16 protein-coding genes are annotated in these 20,455 nt (G+C 63.1%); 6 read left to right on the top strand and 10 right to left on the bottom strand.

Annotated features, from left to right (window positions below; genetic code table 11):
- Window positions 1-162: 162 nt before the first annotated feature.
- The 8 genes from PQR53_RS31265 to PQR53_RS31230 all read right to left on the bottom strand — a co-directional run bounded on the left by PQR53_RS31265 (window position 163) and on the right by PQR53_RS31230 (window position 8,586).
- Window positions 163-1,170, bottom strand: coding sequence for an ion channel (locus PQR53_RS31265; protein WP_408462939.1), 1,008 nt, complete (start codon window positions 1,168-1,170; stop codon window positions 163-165).
- 229 nt (window positions 1,171-1,399) lie between these two features.
- Window positions 1,400-1,645 (bottom strand): hypothetical protein, encoded by a 246-nt coding sequence (locus PQR53_RS31260; RefSeq protein ID WP_408462936.1) that lies wholly within the window; start codon window positions 1,643-1,645, stop codon window positions 1,400-1,402.
- A gap of 61 nt (window positions 1,646-1,706) precedes the next feature.
- Window positions 1,707-1,934, bottom strand: a complete 228-nt coding sequence (locus PQR53_RS31255; RefSeq protein WP_179735633.1) for a hypothetical protein — start codon at window positions 1,932-1,934, stop codon at window positions 1,707-1,709.
- Window positions 1,935-2,063: 129 nt separating this feature from the next.
- Window positions 2,064-2,981: a carbohydrate kinase family protein gene (locus PQR53_RS31250; protein ID WP_408462933.1), complete on the bottom strand. Its 918-nt coding sequence runs from the start codon at window positions 2,979-2,981 to the stop codon at window positions 2,064-2,066.
- 5 nt (window positions 2,982-2,986) lie between these two features.
- The gene (locus tag PQR53_RS31245; RefSeq protein WP_408462930.1) at window positions 2,987-4,258 is read right to left on the bottom strand and encodes an AGE family epimerase/isomerase; all 1,272 of its coding nucleotides are present in this window, start codon (window positions 4,256-4,258) and stop codon (window positions 2,987-2,989) included.
- Complete coding sequence (locus PQR53_RS31240; RefSeq protein WP_408462927.1) at window positions 4,255-5,241, bottom strand: LacI family DNA-binding transcriptional regulator; 987 nt, start codon at window positions 5,239-5,241, stop codon at window positions 4,255-4,257. The genes PQR53_RS31245 and PQR53_RS31240 overlap by 4 nt, the downstream gene beginning before the upstream one ends.
- A 183-nt stretch (window positions 5,242-5,424) precedes the next feature.
- A complete protein-coding gene (locus PQR53_RS31235) occupies window positions 5,425-7,278 on the bottom strand; it encodes an EAL domain-containing protein (protein WP_408462924.1) in 1,854 nt (617 codons plus the stop codon).
- A 279-nt stretch (window positions 7,279-7,557) separates the two neighbouring features.
- Window positions 7,558-8,586, bottom strand: coding sequence for a bile acid:sodium symporter family protein (locus PQR53_RS31230; RefSeq protein ID WP_408462921.1), 1,029 nt, complete (start codon window positions 8,584-8,586; stop codon window positions 7,558-7,560).
- Window positions 8,587-9,141: 555 nt separating this feature from the next.
- On the opposite strand from PQR53_RS31230, the gene PQR53_RS31225 reads away from it, so the two are divergent.
- The 4 genes from PQR53_RS31225 (at window position 9,142) to icmF (ending at window position 16,293) form a co-directional block, all read left to right on the top strand.
- The gene (locus PQR53_RS31225; protein ID WP_408462918.1) at window positions 9,142-9,723 is read left to right on the top strand and encodes a hypothetical protein; all 582 of its coding nucleotides are present in this window, start codon (window positions 9,142-9,144) and stop codon (window positions 9,721-9,723) included.
- Between the two features lie 675 nt (window positions 9,724-10,398).
- The gene (locus tag PQR53_RS31220; protein WP_408462916.1) at window positions 10,399-11,487 is read left to right on the top strand and encodes a porin; all 1,089 of its coding nucleotides are present in this window, start codon (window positions 10,399-10,401) and stop codon (window positions 11,485-11,487) included.
- Window positions 11,488-11,780: 293 nt separating this feature from the next.
- Window positions 11,781-12,719, top strand: a complete 939-nt coding sequence (locus PQR53_RS31215; RefSeq protein WP_408462913.1) for a LysR family transcriptional regulator — start codon at window positions 11,781-11,783, stop codon at window positions 12,717-12,719.
- A 127-nt stretch (window positions 12,720-12,846) separates the two neighbouring features.
- Entirely contained in the window at window positions 12,847-16,293 is a 3,447-nt protein-coding gene (gene icmF, locus PQR53_RS31210) for a fused isobutyryl-CoA mutase/GTPase IcmF (protein ID WP_408462910.1), read from the top strand.
- Between the two features lie 76 nt (window positions 16,294-16,369).
- On the opposite strand, the gene PQR53_RS31205 is transcribed toward icmF, so the two are convergent.
- Window positions 16,370-17,329 carry an NAD(P)H-dependent flavin oxidoreductase gene (locus tag PQR53_RS31205; RefSeq protein ID WP_408462907.1) on the bottom strand — a complete coding sequence of 320 codons (960 nt, stop codon included), beginning with the start codon at window positions 17,327-17,329 and terminating at the stop codon, window positions 16,370-16,372.
- 310 nt (window positions 17,330-17,639) lie between these two features.
- Here PQR53_RS31205 and PQR53_RS31200 point away from each other — a divergent pair, with 310 nt between their 5' ends.
- Complete coding sequence (locus PQR53_RS31200; RefSeq protein ID WP_408462904.1) at window positions 17,640-18,530, top strand: alpha/beta fold hydrolase; 891 nt, start codon at window positions 17,640-17,642, stop codon at window positions 18,528-18,530.
- Between the two features lie 127 nt (window positions 18,531-18,657).
- Here PQR53_RS31200 and PQR53_RS31195 read toward each other — a convergent pair whose 3' ends face one another.
- Window positions 18,658-19,128: an Lrp/AsnC family transcriptional regulator gene (locus PQR53_RS31195; protein ID WP_408462901.1), complete on the bottom strand. Its 471-nt coding sequence runs from the start codon at window positions 19,126-19,128 to the stop codon at window positions 18,658-18,660.
- Window positions 19,129-19,242: 114 nt separating this feature from the next.
- Between PQR53_RS31195 and PQR53_RS31190 the strand changes: the two genes are divergently transcribed.
- The gene (locus tag PQR53_RS31190; protein ID WP_408462898.1) at window positions 19,243-20,142 is read left to right on the top strand and encodes a DMT family transporter; all 900 of its coding nucleotides are present in this window, start codon (window positions 19,243-19,245) and stop codon (window positions 20,140-20,142) included.
- Window positions 20,143-20,455 lie beyond the last annotated feature (313 nt).

Raw genomic sequence — 20,455 nt, 5'->3', positions numbered from 1 at the left:
ATTTTTTAGCGCCGATTGGAGTGAATTTTTTCTACTTGCTCGGGTGAATGGCGAATGAGCGCGACGAGCCGCGCGTTTTAATGAAGTTTTGAGATGGATCTGCCACGCGGCGGGCGGGTTCGGGTATGCCCTGGTATATTGCCGCCCGCAAGGCGCGCGATTTTAGCTCCGCGAATCCGCGGCCGGTTCTACCGCTGCGGAAGCCTGCACCACAGTCGCGACGGACGGCGGGTCGAGCGGCACGACCTCGTCGAAATGCGAGTAATCGATATGACTCACGCCGTTTTCCTCGCGCATGATGTCGACATATTTGTACTGCCAGCAAATCTGCTCGCATGGCCACATGTGACGCGCCTGCATGGTCTGTGAGGTCGATTCGTCGACCCCGTCGAGCGTAAGCAGCAGCGACGCGTCGCGCCCCTTGAGCGTCTCGGCGTTTTCGCCGAACAGCGGGCTGTTTTCGTCGATCACGTGCATCAGGACCCAGCCCAGTTTGAATACGGGATGTTGGTCGCGCACCAGCGTCAGATCGTAGAGCTTGCGCAGCGTAAAACCTTCGACGGTGGTGTCCAGGCGCATGATGCGCAGCCTCGCACGCGCTTCGGCGATCACATTCTGGCGCGCGTTGGCAGCGCGCACCATCAGCGTCATACGGCCGTCGAGCGGCCGCACGACCGCATAGCGGGCAAACACGATCTTCGCGTGCGGGCGCGAGAAGCGCGCGAAGATCAGCCCCGTTGCCAACGCAATGCCGGACATGCCGACAAAGATCTCGAGCGTTGCGACCGAGTGCGCGTAGACGGTTTGCGGATGCATGTCGCCATAGCCGACCGTCGCGAGCGTTTCGACGCTGAAAAAAAATGCGCCGCCGAAGCCCGATGGAAACTGATTGGCGATCGGCGCGTTGCCGAGCATGTAGAGCGCGGCAAACAAGGTGTTGAGCAGCAGGAACAAGACGCCGAGCGAGATAAAAAACATCGGCCAGCGGACGACGAGTGCACGGTGATAGAGGTCCTGCCAGATAGGCGTCGGCATGCCGTGGGTAATGACGACGCGGTCGTCGAGGCGCATCTCGCGGCTACCGCGCGGGCGACGTTTTCGCGCTAGTGCCTCGGCTTCGGCTTCGGTGTCGCCGATGGCGGGAAAGCGGTCTGACTGTTCGGTAGCCATCGCCTGCTCGGGAAGGTGAGAACGCGCAAAGCGTAGCACGCCGCCTTGCGCGCGAAAGGTGATTTTCGGCGTGCTGCGCGCAGGCCGTGACGGCGGCGCCACGGCGCCGCGGTGGTGCGCGCGTGGTGCTCTGGGCGAGCCTGCGGGGGGCACTTCAGATGAGCGTATTCGAGCTACTGCGATTGCGCTCGCCTGGTGCACACCGTCGATCAACGCGCCTGCCTTCGGCCTACGGAAAGGCTCGCGGTTTCGGAATGCCGGCGCCGTGTTCGATGTCGTCGACGGCTTGCTGGTGCGCCGCGGCGACCGCTTCCGCCTGGTCGGCGTAGCCGCTATCGCCACCGATCGTGGTCCACGGCTTGACGGCTTTCTCGCGATGCCGGATTTCGTATTCCGCGTCCCAGCGCGCGCCGTTCAATTCGAGAGGGCGGACGTGAATCGAGTACACGCCGTAGAGGAAGAGCTGTTCAGCCATGATCGCCTCCAGCCGGTTGCTTCAGAGGTGGCGCAGTGCGACGGGCGCGGCGCCGGGTTGCCTAAAGTTCGATTTCCCCGAGGATGCGGTGCGCGAGGGCCTTGGCTTCCTCGAGGGCTTCCTCCGGCGTGGACGAGGTGGCGTCGACTTCGTAGACCGTATTCTCCTGGTCGGATTCATCGCCTTCGTCGCGGGAAAGGGTGACCACACCCTGCCACGTGTCGCTCTTTACTTCTCGTGTTGACGCGGTGGCTGTGTAGATGCCTTTGGTATAAGTGATGTCATCCATGGCGATGCTCCTTGTTCCAAAGGTGTGGGTTTTTTCATCCTAGCACCGTTGGTCGAGGTTCGGTTTTTTGCCCGAAACCCGGCTTGACCACCGCGTTGACCACCCTACACGCCGCACAGGACAAACAGGCTACAGCAGCGCCACCACTTCATCCAGGGTAGGCGCGTGCGCACCCGCATGACGGCAAGCCGCCGCGCCGGCCGCGAGAGAAAAGGCAAGATGCTCCGGCCACGCGCGCTGCGGCGCGGTCATCAGGCTGAACAGCAAGCCGCCGATAGAAGCATCGCCGGCACCCACGGTATCGACAACTTCAACCCGGGGCGGCCGCGCCTCCACAATCATCGCGCCGTCGATCAGCACGGACGTCTCGGGCCCGCGCGTCACCAGCACGGTGGCGGCCGGGTTCATGGCCCGCAGCTGGGCAAGTGCGCCGGCTTCGTCCTCCGTCTTGAACAGCATCCGCAAATCCTCATCCGACACCTTGATCAGATCGGCCAGCGCGGCCATCTTCCGCAACGTCGGCTCGTAACCGTGCTCCATCAGGTTCCGGTAATTCGGATCGAAGCTGATCTTCACGCCACGCGCGCGCAACTCGGCGGCCAACGCGGCAAGCGTGTCGCCCAGCGGCTGACGCACGAGGCTGATGCAACCAAAATGCGCCCACTTCACCTGTTCGATCCAGCCAGCCGGCAAGCGAGTGGGATCGAAGGCCAGGTCGGCGCCGTTCTCGCCCATGAAAAAGTAGGCAGGCGGATGGGTTTGATGAACGATCGCCAGAAGGGGCGGGCGCTCCACACGCTGCATGAAGCGCATGTCGAGCCCCGCGGCGACGCTTGCGTTCCACAGCTCATCGGAGAAATTATCGACGCCCAGCGAGCCGGCACACGCGGTCGGCAAACCGAGCCGCGCCACGCAGCGCGCGACGTTCCAGCCGGCGCCGCCAGGACGCGAGAGCCATTGCGAGGCGCCGGTCCGCACGAGATCGGTGAGGATGTCGCCGGCCGAGACGAAGAAGGGGAATTCGGTGTTCGCGCTCAAGTTGCTCATTTTGCTTACTCCGCGGATTCGGACGCAGCGGCCGCGCCGTCAGGCAGTGCGTGCGCCAGCACCTCGTAGCACGCGCCCATCGTGTGATAGTCGGTCTTGCCGGCGGGACTCTTTTCGTCGCTGTACTTACGGTTGTCGCACGTGAGGATGCGGTACCACGCGCCGTACTTGTGATCGACGAAATGCGCCCAGCTGTAGCGCCAGATCTCGTCGTACCAGTCCCAGAAGCGTTCGTTGCCGGTGCGCTTGCCGAGCAGCGCCGCGGTCGCGAAGGTCTCCGCCTGGACCCAGAAATACTTGTCGTGGTCGCACACGGTGCCGTCCGGGCCGAAGCCGTAGTAGAGGCCGCCGTGATCTTCGTCCCACGCATGGGTCATCGCGGCGTCGAATAGTTCGATCGCGCGCGGCAACAGCCACGGCAACGGGCGATAGCGCTCGAGAATCAGCAGCAGCTTGGCCCACTCGGTCTGGTGCCCCGGCTGGAATCCCCACGGACGGAAGATGTTCGAGCTGTCCTCCTCGTTGTAATGCCAGTCGACCGACCAGTCCGCATGAAAGTGCTCCCACACGAGACCCTGCGAGAGCTTCGCCTGGCGCAGCGTGATGTTCGACGCCACCCGTTCCGCGCGATCGAGATAGACCAGGTGGCCGGTCGCCTCGTGCGCGGCCAGCAGCGCCTCGGTGGTGTGCATGTTGGCGTTCTGGCCACGGTACGAACTGACGCGCCAGTCGGGCGTCGCTTCGTCCGCGTAGAGACCGGCGGCGGCGTCCCAGAAGCGGTGTTCCATCAACTCGAAGGTCGCGCCGATCATCGGCCTGGCTTCCTCGATACCGGCCATCGCCGCATGCGAATACGCAAGCAGCACGAACGCGAGGCCGTAGCAGTGGCGCGTCGCGTCGAGCGTGCGTTTGCGGCCGTCACGCCATTCAAGTTCCCAGTCGTAGCCTTCGTGCGCGGCGTCCCAATGCGCTTCGCGCAGGAAGCGCAAACCGTGGCGGGCGTACTCGAGATGCTGCGGGTCGCCGAACTGGCGATACGCCATCGCGTAGTTGAAGACGTAGCGGCACGTGCTCACCAGATGCCGCGTGGTCGTGTCGTAGACGGAGCCGTCGTCGCGGAAGAAATGGAAGAAGCCGCCGCTCGGATCGAACACGTTGGGCGCGTAAAAGCGCAGCGTGTCCTGCACATGGGAGAGCAGAAAGTCGCGGCTGCGGAAGCTGTCGACGGCCGGCACGGCGGCGCCGTTGGCGGGGTGAAGCGGATCGGATTGCGTCATGGCGTTTTTACCAAAGTACTGGCACGGGCAATGAGATGGACGGGCAGATGGACTTCGAGTTCGGCGGGTGCGTCTTCCAGCAGCAGCTCGACGCCGCGCCGGCCGAGCGCTTCCTTGTCGACCGAAATGGTGGACAGCGGCGGCGTGGCATGGGCGGCGGCGGGAATGTCGTCGAAGCCGATGATGGCAATGTCCTCGGGCACGCGGATGCCGCGCGCGAGGCACGCGCGCAGCGCGGCGAGCGCGGCCGCGTCGTTGTAGGCGAAGACGGCGTCGGGGCGTGGGCCGGGCGCGTCGAGCAACCGGTGCATTGCGCGCGCGGCGCCGCTGTCAGGGTCGAGGCCGGCGTCGATGGTGACTTCCAGCGACGGGTCGAACAACAAGCCCGCTTCGAAAAACGCGCGCCGGTAACCGAGCGCGCGCTGGGCGATGCTGAAGTGCGCGAGCGAGCCGCCAATGAACGCGACGCGCTTGCGCTGCTGTTCGAACAGATGCCGCATGGCGAGCGTGGCGCCGGCGGCGTTGTCGAGATTCACTGAGCGCAGGCCGGGCGCCCACAGGTCGATCAAGACGAGCGGGCGTTGCATTGCCACCAGCGTGCTCAGCGTTTCAGGTTCGACAAAACCGGCGATCGCCACCGCATCCGGCGCATGCAGCCGCATCTGCTGGATCACGTCTTCTGTCGGACCGGCGGTCAGCACCGAAGGGACGATGCCGCGTTCGCGGCAGGCGTCTTCCACGCCGTGCAGCACGTGCGAGAAGAACGGGCTGACGGCGAAGTTGTTGTGCTGACGATGCAGCAGAAACGTGAGGCGGCGGATGCGCGGGCGCAGCTGGGCGGCGTCATAACCCAACTGCCGCGCCGCTTCGACGACGCGTTCGCGGGTGGCCTCGGAAAGGCCCGGCTGGTTCTTCAATGCGCGTGAGACGGTGCCGATCGACACGCTGGCCGCGCGGGCGACGTCGCGGATGGTGGTGGCCATCGAATGAAGCGGCCGCAAGAGGGCGGCCGCACGCTGTTTAAGTTCGGCCGATTGTATAGTAAAACGTGGCTAAAACAGCTTTGCAAACACCTGATCTACACTCGGAAATACCCGTAGATGGTAGTGCTGGCGTGTTTTATGTTGTTTAGTAAAATGACTAAACAAGCTTTGGCTTTGCTTCCCTCAGTCGAAAGGCCTCGCCGCCACATCGGCCTGCCCCCGCAGCAGCGCCACACTCTCATCCGCGTCGATCAGCACGAAACCGCTCGTCTCCTGCTTCGCGCGCCGCTTCGCCAGCGCCGCGACCGACGCAATTTCCTCGCTGCTGTAGAACGCCGGGCCGCCAGCCGACTCGACGCGCACGCAGCCGATCGCCATCGTTACGAAGGTAAAGAAGGTCGGATTGCCGCGCCGGTCTTCACCGTGAATGCCACCGCCCAGCCGGTCGGCGGGCGCGTAGAAGCGCTGCGCGCCTTCGTTGAACAGGTGAATTGCGCGCAGCACGCGGTCCTGCCAGTCCTCGCTCTGGAACAGGATCAGGAAGTCGTCGCCACCGACGTGACCGAGGAAATCGCGAGTCGGCTCGCAGGCGTCGGCGAGCACGGCGGCGGCGAATTTCAGCACTTCGTCGCCCTGCCAGTAGCCATATTGGTCGTTGAAGGGCTTGAAGTGGTTCAGATCGACGTAGCAGGCGTAGAAGCCGGCGTCGTTGCCCAGCAGGCGGGCAATGTGCGAACTGATCGGAATGTTGCCCGGCAGGAAGGTCAGCGGATTCGCGTAGCGCGCGGCTTCGATGCGCACCTCGGTCACCGCGCGCACCAGGTTCTCTCCGGTGCCGAGACCGACATACTTGCCGTCGTTGTCGGTGATGACGAAGCCGTCGGCGAGATAGCGCTGATCGTCGCTGGCGAGCAGCTTGGCCATCTGCTCGACGCTCATCGACTTCTCGATGATCACCGGCGATGCGTTTGCAAACAGCAGGCACGGCCGCTTGCCGAACAGCTCGCGGTGATAAGGCAGCGCGTAGCGGTCCATGAAACTGCGCCGGTTGATCAGCGCGACCGGCTCGTCGTGCTCGACCACCGCCACCGCGTGCAGATCGGGCAGGCGGTTGAACAGTTCGAGCACGTCGTTGTTGGTGGCGTGGCGCGGGAGCGCGGGCGCGTGCACCAGCATCTTGGCCGACGCCATGCCGCCCGACGGCGACGCGCTGCTTACCGTGCGCGTGGTTTCCGGGAACACGGCGATGTGGCCTGCGCGTAGCGCGTCGCGGGCGTCGTCGGTGACGCTGCTGGCCGGCTGCGCATGCGGCCGGCCGAAGAAATAGCCCTGCCCGCAGCCGATTCCCATGTCGCGCACCACGATCAGATCCGCTTCGTCCTCGATGCCTTCGGCCACCAGCCTGGCGCCGCTCGCATTCGCGAAGTGCTGCATCGCGCGCACGGCCTCGAATTTGAGCGAATCCCCGGAAATACCGTGGATAAAGAAACGGTCGATCTTCACGACGTCCGGCTGCAGCCGCACCCAAAGGCTCATGCTGGCGTTCGCGGTGCCGTAATCGTCGAGCGCAAACTGTGCGCCGGTCGTGCGCAGCGCCGAAATGACGGGCACGAAGCTGCCGATGTCCAGAATCGTGCTTTGCTCGGTCAACTCGATCACGATTCGCTGCGGATCGACGCCGCGATGACGCAGCAGCGCGACGATGTCATCGCGTGCATCGGCCAAGTGACGCATCGCGCCCGCACTGAAATTGAGAAACAGCTTGCCTTCGACATCGAGCTTCGCGAACGCCTCGATGCAGGTGCGCGCGGCGGCCTGTTCGAGTTGCAGCGCGCAGCCCTCGGCGAGCGCCTGCGAGAACAGGGCGAAGGGCGCCTCGAGCGGCGTGCCGGCCGGCCCGCGGATCAGACCTTCGTAACCGAGGATCGTGCCGTCGTCGAAATCGATGATTGGCTGGAATACGGCGGACAGTTCACGCCGGGCGATCAACTCCTCGATGCGCGGCGTAGCGGATCGGGAGGGCGAGCGAAATTGCATGGCAGTCAGGCGTGGCGATCGACCTTTGTCTTATCGGCTCATTCGGTCTGGGAGTTAAGTGAATTTTTAGTGAACGCTGAGACCGGAATGGTGCGTCGCGAGCCCGTGGCTCGCCGCGGGCTGGTTTCGCCACGGCCAGGACATTGCCTATGCCATCCGGCTGAGGCGACAGCGACCGCGTTTGAGCGTGAAATAACAAAAAAGCCGCACGAGGCGGCTTTCTTCAAATGACGCTCAGGGAGGGCGCTTATGAATGTCCTGTTTGCATTGCGCGCGTATTCAACGGCGCGCGACGGCGGCGGCGGGCCGCTCGCGCAAGGCAGCGCGGGTTTCGCCGCTCATGTCGCGAGCACCCCAGCGCTGCGCGAGCGCGGCGCACACCATCAGCTGGATCTGGTGGAACAGCATCAGCGGCAAGACCACGGCGCCCACCGCTTGCGAGGCGAAAATCACCTTGGCCATCGGTACGCCGGCGGCGAGGCTCTTCTTCGAGCCGCAGAAGATGATGGTGATCTGGTCGGCGCGGCTAAAGCCGAGCCGCTTGCTGACGAAAATCGTTACGGCAAGTGCGAGCGCCAGCAGCACCACGTTGATCAACAGCAGGCCGCCGAGCGCGGACAACGAGATCTGATGCCACAGGCCCTCGGTGACGGCCTCGCTGAAGGCGCCGTACACCACCAGCAGGATCGAACCCTGGTCGACGAACTTCAGCACGCCACGATTACGTTCGATCCACTTGCCGATCAGCGGGCGCAGCAACTGCCCGGCCACGAACGGCACCAGCAGCTGCAGCACGATGTTGCCCACCGTATGCCACGGCGAGGCGCCGTTACTTGCAGCCTGATTGGTGACCACGAAGCTGACGAGTGCGGGGGTGATGAAGATGCCCAGCAGGCTCGAGGCCGACGCGCTGCATACGGCGGCCGGCACGTTGCCTTTACCAATGGACGTGAACGCGATCGACGATTGAACCGTCGACGGCAGCGTGCAGAGGAAGAGGACCCCCGCATAGAGCGTCGGCGTGACAAGTGGCGAAAGGAGCGGCTTAAGCGCGAGGCCGAGCAGCGGAAACAGCGCGAACGTGCTGAGCAGCACTACCAGATGCAGACGCCAATGCGTCGCCCCCGCTACGATCGCCTCGCGTGAGAGCTTGGCGCCGTGGAGGAAGAACAGCAGACCGACCGCGATATTCGTCACCCAGTTGAACGCAACGGCGGCCTGTCCGTGCACCGGCAGGAAGCTGGCAAGGATCACGGTACCCACGAGGCACAAGGTGAAATTGTCGGGAAGCAGTTTCGGGCGAGCCATGGCGGAATCTCAATTCGGTGATGCGGAAGCAAAGGCGTGCGCAATGCGTCGCCTCAAGCTATGGGAAACGCCTATTGTTATTGAAAACCGATTGAATAGGCAAATTCATTTGCCGAATCGATTAATGAGCATCGCGCATCAAGTTGCTACATCGATCGGCGTCGGGCGACGTCCGGGGCCGATTCCAGTATTGGCGAGCGTATTTGTTTGGTCCACTCCCGTTTGACAATCTAACGAAAAAAAACGGCGGTGATTTGTCATACGCATGGACGCTCCGCGGGCCTCGCCGAGTCGCTCCCGCAAGCGGTTTCAGGGCTTTCATGCAAGGGCTCTGTCGCGGAAAAACGTCGCAGTAACAAGGTGTTACAACAGCGCTCGAGGCCTAACACTTTTTGCCTCGACACCCTTTGCCGGCGCCCATAAATTACTGGTCAAAGGCCGTCGGGAAGCCCCGCGCCGCGACAGATGCGCAGCGCTCGTGCCAGTCCCAGAAACAAGTCCATCGCAGCTCGAACGGTGGGCTTCAGGCAAGTCTTCGGGCATGTGAGTCACTTGGTGGACGGGTTGTCGAGAACGAAGCACTGGGCGTTGGGCGCGGTTATCGCCGCGCTGTGCTCGTTCGCCTATGCGAAAGGGTCGGACATGCCGCATGGCGGTGGCGGCGGTGGTTACCCGCATGCGCCTGCGGGCCACGCGATCGGGTATCCGCATGCCGCTACGGGCTACGCCATGCGCGGCGATGCGCGTAACGGCGGTTATGCCTATGGCGCTGCCAATGTAAGGCCGGCTCGCAACAACGTGGCCGATGCTCACGCGCGCTTGCCACACGGCGGCGCGAACTTCGCCGCAGGCAGCTACGCCAATGGCTTTGGCGATTACAACTCGGGCATGCGCCGTGTCGCCGGATCGTTCGGATATCCTAACGACGGCCGTGGCAGCGTGCAGTACGCCGGGGCTATCACGCCCGTCAGCGCCGAATCGCGCTCGGTTCCGCGGCCACCGGCCAATGCGCCGGTTCGCGCCGGCTCGATTCGCGCCGATGTGGCCCGCTACAACGAAGAGCGCGGTGCCTCGCGTGCCATGCAGCGCCCCCCGGACGATCCACGTCAGCAGGAAGGTTCGCCGTACCGTAACTAGCGGCACCGCTTCTCGCTTCACCGGACGCCCTCGCGTTACCGAATGCCCCTTCACCGAATGCTCTTTGCATTGCCGAACATCTTTTGTCTCACCGAGCGCCTTTCGCCTCACCGAACGCCTCTCTCACCAGAATCCCCCGTCTCACCAAACTCCCCCGTCTCACCAAACTCCCCCGTCTCACCAAACTCCCCTCCCACCCTTCGCTCAATCCGCTTCCTGGCTCTGACAGCCGGTTTAAAGCGGCACTCCGCGTCGCCGCCATCCAAAAAGCCTCTGTCAATCTGACGTTTCGACACCACACTTTTTTGAAAACATTCGGCACAAAAACGCCTCCCGTCGTCAAATTTGGTCGTTTCTCCCGCGGCGCGTCATCCGTATGTCATCTGAACCGTTATCACCCGGTCGGGTGCAATGTCAGTAACGCTTTGCGCCGGACCGCGAGGTTCGCGGCGACGCGGTGACGACGTGCACGGCCATCGCGTTATCAGGCCGATAAGCGACAAAACTAATCAGACCGCTATACCCGCAATAAGCCACGATATTTTTGTTCATAAAAATGGTCCGCAAAGATGGTCCCGCCCAGATTGGCTCGATGATCGGACGGACAACAACAATGGTTCGCGCGAGCTCCCCCATTCGCACAGCCAAACCTTTTTGACAAAGACAGGAGAACCCATGAAAACAAGCATCAGCAGTGCGCTGAAGACCACCCTCAAGGCAACCGCGTGTGCCGCTCTGCTGGCCAGTGCATCGTCTGCTTTTGCGCAATCGAGCGTGCAACTCTACGGTCAGGTCGACGAATGGGTCGGCGCGCAAAAATTTCCGGGCGGCAAGACGGCCGTCCAGGTGTCTGGCGGTGGCATGTCGACGTCATACTGGGGCTTGAAGGGGGCTGAGGATCTGGGCAACGGCTACAAGGCGATCTTCGCGCTGGAAGGCTTCTTCCTCGCGCAGAACGGCCAGTACGGCCGCTTCACGGGCGACACGATGTTTTCGCGTAACGCGTACGTCGGTATCGAATCGCCGTACGGCACGGTGACGGCAGGCCGTCTGACCACGCCGCTGTTCGTGTCGACGATTCTATTCAACCCGTTCGTCGACTCATACCAGTTCTCGCCGATGGTATGGCATACGTATCTCGGCCTCGGCACGTTCCCGACGTATTCGACCGATCAGGGCGTCACGGGGGACTCGGGCTGGAGCAACGCGGTGTCGTACTCGTCGCCGAACTTCAACGGACTGTCGGCAACGGCGATGTACGCGCTCGGCAACACGGCCGGTGAGAACGGCGCGAAGAAGTGGAGCGGCCAGGTGCTGTATTTCCACGGTCCGTTCGCGGCGACCGCGGTGTATCAGTATGTGAACTTCAACAATGTGCCGGGCGACCTCGGCAGCTTCGATACGTCGGGCGTTCCGGGCCTGAAGAGCCAGAGCGTGGCGCAAGCCGGCGTCACGTACGATCTGAAGTTCGTGAAGTTCTTTGGGCAGTATATGTACACGTATAACCAGCAGACCATTTCGAGCTGGCACGTGAATACTGGCCAGGGCGGCGTCACGGTACCGGTCGGCCCGGGCACGGTGATGGCGTCGTACGCCTATTCGCGCGACGGCGGCGGCTTCGACCAGACCCGTCAGACGGCGTCGCTCGGCTATGACTATCCGCTCTCCAAGCGCACGGATATCTACGCGGCGTATATGTACGACAAGATCAGCAGCCAGTCGAGCGGCAACACATACGGCGTCGGTATGCGCGCGAAGTTCTAGGCGTTTGGGGCGAGGCAAGGGACGCTTGCTTGCGAGCGGCGCCTGAAGCCAATCCGCTGAATTCAGGCAACCCCAAGCCCGCGCTGCAGAACTGGGGGCAAGTCCCCAAAGGTCGCCCAGCTGAATCAGGCAACCCGAGTCCGCCCCGCCGAATCAGGGCAATTCCCCACAGCCCACCTTCTCCGGAAGGTGGGCTTTGTCGTTTCTGGTCCCCGCGCCGGCCGGATTTGCCGACTACCTTTTGATAAACCCGGCAAAATGGAGCCGATTAATTCCTCCAGCGAGTGATTGAGATGGATACCCTCGTCAGCATGAAAGTGTTTCGTCAGGTGGTCGAAGTCGGCAGCTTTGTCGGCGCGGCCGAACGGATGGAGATGTCGGCGGCGATGGCGAGCAAGCACGTGATGCACCTCGAACAGCAGCTCGGCGCGCGCCTGCTGAACCGCACCACGCGGCGTGTCGCGCCGACCGAGGCGGGCCGCGAATACTACGAGCGCTTGAGTCAGGTACTCACCGAACTCGAGGAAGCCGAGCAAGTGGTCAGTGCGGCGAGCGTCGTGCCGCAAGGACGCTTGCGGGTGTCGTCGCTGTCGGCATTCGGTTTGAGCCACGTGATGGTCGCTGTGGCCGACTACGCCTCGCAGTACCCGCAGGTCACCGTCGACATGACCCTGTCGGACCGCGTGGTCGAACTGATCGACGAAGGCTTCGACGTCGCGATCCGGGCTTCGCCGAGCGGGCTCAAGTCGTCTTCGCTGATCGCGCGGCAGATCGCGACCGCCCATCTGGTGTTGTGCGCGTCACCGGCCTATCTGCGCCGGCATGGCACGCCGAAGACCATCGCCGATCTGGCGCGCCACAACTATCTGCAATACGCGGGCGTGTCCGCGCTCGAAATCGCCTCCGCGACCGGCGATGGCTCGCCGCGCGTGCGGCTGTCCGGCAATCTGATCGTCAACCACCTGGAGGCGCAGCGCGTCATCGTGCTGCAGGGCGCGGGCATCGCCATGCTCGGCACCGAGGTGATCGGCGACGATCTGGCCGCGGGGCGCCTTGTGCCGCTGCTGGTGGATGACGTGCCGCCGCGCGAGTTGCCAATCTATGTGGTCTACGCGAGCCGCCGGCATCTGTCGGCCAAGGTGCGCTCGTTTGTCGACTTTCTTGCTGAGCGCTTTGCGAACGAATCGCTTTGGCCTTCGCTCGAGCAGATCAAGGCGCTGGCGGTGCGTTAGGCGGCTTGAGACGCACACTCCCATCATCCGCGCGACAGGTTGTACGGCCTCGAGCCGTTCGAGGCGCGCCGACCCGTTTAGCTATACTGGCTTCCAACACCCATACGCGTCACGATCTGGGGGAGATATGACCGATCTGTCCACGCCGCAGCGTGCCACCAATCACAAGCTGCCCGCGGGCCGGCGCCTGCGCTTTGTCACCGCCGCTGCCTTGTTCGATGGCCACGACGCGTCGATCAACATCATGCGGCGCATTCTGCAAACGAGCGGCGTAGAGGTGATCCACCTCGGCCACAACCGCTCGGTCGATGAAGTCGCCACCGCTGCCCTGCAAGAAGACGCCGACGGCGTCGCCGTGTCGAGCTATCAGGGCGGCCACAACGAATACTTCCGCTATCTCGTCGATCTGCTGCGTGCACGCGGCGGCGAGCGTATCAAGGTGTTCGGCGGCGGCGGGGGCGTGATCGTCCCCGAAGAAATTGCCGAACTCGAACGTTATGGCGTCGAGAAAATCTATTCGCCGCATGACGGCCAGCGGCTAGGCCTGCAAGGCATGATCGACGACATGATCGCGCGCTGTGCTGAAGCCGCGCGTGCCGCTGCCGCCGTTCGGCAAAGCCCGATTGGCGAGTGGGTAGGCGATCTGTCGGCGTGCGGGTTGCCGCGTTTCGAACCGCGCGCTGAGTTGCTCGTCAAGTCGCACGACGAGGCGTCGGCCGACCCCGCCGCCATCACCTTCCGCCGCCTCGCACAACTGATCAGCGCGTACGAAGCGGGCCGCGTCAAATCGGCCGAGCAGGAAATACTATCCGTCCTCGCTGATGCGACCGACGTTCCAGTGCTCGGCATCACGGGCACCGGTGGCGCGGGCAAGTCCTCGCTCACCGACGAACTGATTCGCCGCTTTCGCCTCGACTATGGCGACGCCCTCACCATCGCCGTGCTGGCGATCGACCCGTCGCGCCGCAAATCCGGCGGCGCGTTGCTCGGCGACCGTATCCGCATGAACGCAATCGGCGACTGGGGCGGTGGCGCGCGCGTCTACATGCGCTCGATGGCGACGCGCGACGCATCGAGTGAAATTACGAGTTCATTGGAAGACGTGCTCACGCTGTGCAAGGCCGCGGGCTTCGATCTGATCATCGTCGAGACGTCCGGGATCGGGCAGGGCGACGCGGCGATCGTGCCGTTCGTCGACGAACCGCTCTATGTGATGACACCGGAGTTCGGCGCGGCGAGCCAGTTGGAGAAGATCGACATGCTCGACTTTGCCAGCTTCGTCGCGATCAACAAGTTCGATCGCAAGGGCGCGCCGGATGCGTTGCGCGATGTGGCGAAGCAGGTCCAGCGCAACCGCGGCGACTTCACGAAGGCGCCCGACGCGATGCCGGTATTCGGCACGATCGCTTCGCGCTTTAACGACGACGGCGTGACGGCGCTCTATCACCATGTTGCCGAAGCGTTGAGGTCGCATGGCTTGCGCGCCGGCGGCGGTCGTCTGCCGCCGCTCGGCGACTTGCGCTTTTCGAGCGGCCGCAACGACATCGTGCCGCCGGCCCGCGTGCGCTATCTGGCCGATGTCGCGCAAACCGTCCACGCGTACCGCGAGCGTGCCGACGCGCAAGCGCGCGTGGCGCGTGAGCGCTGGCAACTCACCGCAGCGCGCCGGATGCTCGACGAAGCTGATGCGGGCATGGACGCGCCTTCTGCAGTCTCCGGCTCGAGTGTCACGGCAAACTCCGCAAGCGCCCCTCAAACGCAACTCGAGCAACTCGACACGCTCATCGCCGAGCGCACCGCCGCCCTCGGCGAACACGAACGCAAGCTGCTCGACGCCTGGCCGCAAACCGTCGCCGCCTATTCCGGCGATGAACACATCGTCCGCATTCGCGACCGTGAGATCCGCACAGCACTCGCCGTCACGACATTATCCGGTTCCGAGGTCCGCAAAGTCGCGCTGCCGAAATTCGTGGATCACGGCGAGATCCTGCGCTGGCTGATGCTCGACAACCTCCCCGGCTACTTTCCGTTCACCGCCGGCGTGTTCCCGTTTCGCCGCGAAAACGAAGACCCGACGCGCATGTTCGCCGGCGAAGGCGATCCGTTGCGCACCAACCGTCGTTTCAAATTGCTCTCCGAAGGCATGCCGGCCAAACGTCTTTCGACGGCCTTCGATTCAGTCACCCTCTACGGTGAAGAGCCGCACGAGCGGCCCGACATCTACGGCAAGGTGGGCAATTCCGGTGTCTCCGTCGCGACGCTCGACGACATGAAAACGCTCTACGACGGCTTCGATCTGTGCGCGCCGCAAACATCGGTGTCGATGACGATCAACGGTCCGGCGCCGACGATTCTCGCGATGTTTTTCAACGTCGCGATCGATCAGCAGATCGCCTGCATGGCGCAGCAGCAAGGCCGTCCGCTCACGGAAGACGAACTCGCCGCCGCACGCCGCACAGCGCTGGAAAACGTGCGCGGCACGGTACAGGCCGACATCCTGAAGGAAGACCAAGGCCAGAACACCTGCATCTTCTCGACCGAGTTCAGCCTCAAAGTCATGGGCGATATTCAGGCGTACTTTGTCGATCACGGCGTGCGCAATTTCTATTCGGTGTCGATCTCCGGCTATCACATCGCCGAGGCCGGCGCGAATCCGATCTCGCAGTTGGCCTACACGCTCGCCAACGGCTTCACCTATGTCGAGGCCTATCTCGCGCGTGGCATGTCGATCGACGATTTCGCGCCGAATCTGTCGTTCTTCTTCTCGAACGGCATGGACCCGGAATACACCGTGCTCGGTCGTGTCGCGCGACGCATCTGGGCGATTGCAATGCGCGAACGCTATGGCGCCAATGAACGCAGCCAGAAGCTCAAATACCACGTGCAGACCTCGGGGCGCAGCCTGCACGCGCAGGAGATCGATTTCAACGATATCCGCACCACCCTGCAGGCGCTGATCGCGATCTACGACAACTGCAATTCACTGCACACCAATGCGTTCGACGAAGCGATCACCACGCCCACTGAAGACTCGGTGCGCCGTGCAGTGGCCATCCAGTTGATCATCAACCGCGAATGGGGTCTCGCGAAGAATCAGAATCCGAATCAGGGCAGCTTCGTGATCGAGGAGCTGACCGATCTGGTGGAAGAAGCCGTGCTGACGGAATTCGATCGACTCACCGAACGCGGCGGCGTGCTTGGCGCGATGGAAACCGGCTATCAGCGCGGGCGCATTCAGGATGAGTCGATGCTGTACGAGCATCGCAAGCACGACGGCTCGTATCCGATTGTCGGTGTGAACACGTTCTTGAGCGCGCATCCGCATGAAGCGCCGCAGCCGATTGCGCTGGCCCGCTCCACCGACGAAGAAAAGCAGAGCCAGTTGAAACGTCTACGCGATTTTCAGGCGCGGCATCGCGACGACGCGCCCGCGGCGCTCGAGCGTTTGAAGCGCGCGGTGATCGACGACGACAACGTGTTTGCGGTGCTGATGGACGTTGTGCGCGTCTGCACGCTGGGGCAAATCACGCACGCGTTGTTTGAGGTAGGCGGGCAGTACCGCCGCAATATGTGACACCGTTGTTTGCTGTGCAGCGGCTTCGCCTCAGGCGGCGCCGCTGCAATGCCGTCACGCAATCAAACTCAACGGCTTACCGCGCAATCCCGAGCCGGGCTTTCGCGTCGTTATATTCGTCCGTCAAACGCTGAACCAGCTCACCCACGCTCGGCACGTCGTCCATCAGGCCGACCCCCTGGCCTGCGCCCCAGATGTCTTTCCACGCCTTCGCCTTGTCGCTGCCGAAGTTCATCGCGGTCTTGTCCGATTCCGGCAGCGCCTCTGGATCCAGCCCCGCGTTCACGATACTTTCGCGGATGTAGTTGCCATGCACGCCGGTGAACAGGTTCGTGTAGATGATGTCCGACGCCGTGGAATTGACGATCGCCTGCTTATAGCTGTCGACCGCGTGCGCTTCTTTGGTCGCGATGAAGCGCGTGCCCACGTACGCGAGGTCCGCACCCATGGCCTGCGCGGCGAGAATCGAGCCGCCGTTGGCGATCGAGCCGGACAGCACGATCGGGCCGTCGAACATGCGCCGCACTTCGCCGACCAGCGCGAACGGCGAGGTCGTGCCCGCATGGCCGCCGGCACCCGAGGCCACCAGGATCAGCCCATCGACGCCCGCTTCCAGCGCCTTCTGCGCATGCCGCAGATTGATCACGTCGTGCAGCACGATGCCGCCATAGCTATGCACCGCGTCGACGATCTCACGCGCCGGTGCGCGCAGGCTGGTGATGAAAATCGGCACCTTGTGTTCGACGCACACGCGCACGTCGTGCTCGAGCCGCGTATTCGACTGATGGACGATCTGATTGACGGCGATCGGGCCGATGATTGCATCGGGATGGGCGGCCTTGTGTTCGGCGAGCTGTGCCTGGATCTGCGTGAGCCATTCGTCGAGCAGCTCGGCCGGGCGAGCGTTCAGCGCGGGGAACGAGCCGACAATGCCAGCCTTACATTGCGCTAACACGAGTTCGGGATAGCTGACGATGAACATCGGCGAAGCGACAACGGGCAGCGCGAGTTTTTGCAGGACGGCGGGCAATGCCATGATGCGAGTCTCCTGATAAGCGGGCCGGTGCGGTGCGGAGCGCCCGGCAGATATGAGTTTAGCGGCACATGGCCTAGGGTGCGTCGAGGCTGACGAGCGTTATGCTGCCGTCATAACCCCACCACACGTTGCCACGGTCGCTCTGGCATTTAAGAACGATCGTTCGATTATAGGCGAAGCTGCCACGTCGCGTCTGTTTAGAACAGTTGGAAGGAGTGTTCAGTTTCTATGCTTGAGTGGGCTAGCCCACCCCGCGTCGACACAGTGCGCTCCTACAATGCTTTGACTTCCAAACGACAAGAGACTCGCTATGGCCTTCGAGGATTTCACGCCCTTTCGCGTCGCCGTGGGCGACGTCGATATTTTCGGAGTGAAGGGCGGGGCAGGGCCGCCCCTTCTATTGCTGCACGGTCACCCGCAGTCGCATCTGATCTGGCAGCGGTGCGTAACGCAACTGGCCGAACACTTCACCGTCATCGCCACCGACTTGCGCGGCTACGGCGCCTCGGGCAAACCGCCCAGCGACGCCGAACACACTCCGTACTCCAAACGCGTGATGGCGGCCGATCAGGTCGCCGTGATGCGCCACTTCGGCTTCGAACGATTCCTGGTGTGCGCGCATGATCGCGGCGCCCGGGTCGCGCACCGGATGGCGCTCGATCATGCCGACGCCGTCGAACGGTTGATGCTGCTCGACATCGCGCCCACGCTTGCGATGTACGAAGCCACCGACCGCACCTTCGCGACACATTACTTCCACTGGTTTTTCCTGATCCAGCCGGAGCCGCTCCCGGAGACGCTGATCGGCGCGAACCCGGCCGCCTATGTCGACGCGGTAATGGGCGGCCGTCACGCGGGGCTGGCGCCGTTCGCGCCGGAAGCGCTGGACGCGTATCGCAGCGCGCTGGCGCAACCTGGCGCCGTGCATGCGATGTGCGAGGACTACCGGGCGTCGGCGAGCATCGACCTGGAACACGACCGGGCCGACATCGAGCGTGGCCACAAGATCGGCTGTCCGCTGCGTGTGCTGTGGGGCGACAAGGGTGTGATCGAGAAGTGCTTCGACGCGCTGGCGGAGTGGCGTCACGTCGCGCGGGACGTGAGCGGGCGGTCATTGTCGTGCGGGCATTACATTCCTGAAGAAGCACCGGACGAACTGGTCGCGGAAATGCTGTCGTTCTTCGAAGCGGTCGATCAGTAAGGCACTTTCGTTTATACGCAATGCAGGCGCCGGCTCGCTGACGCCCGATGCGGCCACCGTTTCGTCTACTGCACGACGCAGCAACGGTTTCGCTCAAGCTCGACGCAACGCAACCGCGCGCTTTCCCTCAGCCAAGCGGCGGCAAACGGCGCGCAACCGGCGTCGACTTAACGATCGCGGTGCTGGTCTCCGCGCGCTCGGTGACCTTCGATAGAATCTCGTCGAGCTGATCGATCGAATGCAGATACAGGCGGCAGATGAAGCAATCGTCGCCCGTCACCTTATCGCATTCGACAAACTCCGGAATCCGCCGGATCACGTCTTCCACCAGATGCAGCTGCCCGGGCAACGGCTTCACGCGTACGATTGCCTGCAACGTGAAGCCGAGCGCGCGCGGATCGATCTGTACGGTGAAGCGCTCGATCACGCCTTGTGCTTCGAGCCGGCGGACGCGTTCGGACGTACTCGGGGCCGAGAGGCCAACCAGACGCGCCAGTTCGCTGACCGGTTGGCGGGCGTCGGCCGCTAGCGCGGCGAGCAGCGCACGGTCGGTTTCATCGAGTGTCGCCGGCATAGGGGACGTAAGGCGTTTGGTCATGGCGGCCTTCGATTATGAGGTTGCCTTGTGGAACGACTTAAGTTTAGCCATGTATTCGGGCGCGCGGATTAATTACACTGCTGGTCATACAGGAATTCGTTCGAGGATCGAATCATGGCGTCAAATGAAATTCGCCGCGGCGCGGCCGAAATGACCATGGCCATGCTGATGTCCGGCACCATCGGCTGGCTGGTGGTGTCGTCGCAGCAGAGCCCGTTCAATGTGGTGTTCTTTCGCTGCATCTTCGGCGGCGCGACGTTGGCGCTCGTGTGCGCCGTGCTCGGCCTGTTCAGGCGCCAGCTCTTTTCGTGGAAGATGCTAGGCCTCGCGCTGCTCGGCGGCGCGGCGATCGTCATCAATTGGGTGTTGCTGTTCGCGGCCTATTCGCGTGCTTCGATCTCGATGGCAACCGCCGTCTACAACACGCAGCCGTTCATGCTGGTCGCGCTTGGCGCGTTGGTGTTTCGCGAGCGCATCAGCGCGTCGACGCTCGCCTGGCTGCTGGTCGCGTTCATTGGCCTCGTGTTCGTGGTGAAGGTCGAGCCGGCGGTGCTGGCGATGCCGGGGCAGTATCTGGTCGGGATTGCCTATGCCGTGGGCGCGGCGGCCATGTATGCGGTCTCGTCGATCATCACGAAGCACTTGAAGGGCACACCGCCGCATCTGATCGCGCTGATTCAGGTGTCGCTCGGCATCGTGATGCTGGCGCCATTCGTGCGATTCGATGCGCTGCCGACCAGCGGCGTGCAGTGGCTCGAATTGATCGTGCTCGGTATCGTCAACACGGGGCTCATGTATGTGCTGCTTTACGGCGCGATCCAGAAGCTGCCGACTTCGATGACCGGTGCCTTGTCGTTCATCTATCCAGTGGTGGCGATCATCGTCGATCGGGTTGCGTTCGGGCAGACGCTCGCGTGGATTCAGGTGCTTGGCGCGGTGCTGATCCTGCTCGCGGCCGCGGGTGTAAATCTCGGCTGGCGGATCGTGCCGCAGAAACGGTTGTCCTCAACCTGAGAAGCGCAACGCAGATGCGGTAGCGGAAAATATTACGGATTACGGAGCAACTGGATGCACGCATTGTTCATATAGACAAACCAATGGCGTCCCATTCGCGCGACTACGTGGCTTCGTATCGTTGTCTGTATACGGGTTTAAAAGGCGGCGTCAAGCTTCTGTAGGGAAATCACTGATGCGGTCAAAAAACCGGCGCGCGTATCATTCACCTCGACGCTGATCACGTCCGACAGAATTTCCGCCGCTCGCCTTGATGGTTGAGCGGCTTTCTTTTTGTGGCGACGGTTTTGGTGTTTTCCCGCTCCCGCCTGAC

The organism is Paraburkholderia fungorum (assembly GCF_046027605.1).
In the GTDB taxonomy this organism is placed as follows: Bacteria; Pseudomonadota; Gammaproteobacteria; order Burkholderiales; family Burkholderiaceae; genus Paraburkholderia; species Paraburkholderia fungorum_F.
The sequence above is the reverse complement of the archived record's forward strand: the minus strand, read 5'-3'. Positions and strand labels throughout refer to the sequence as shown.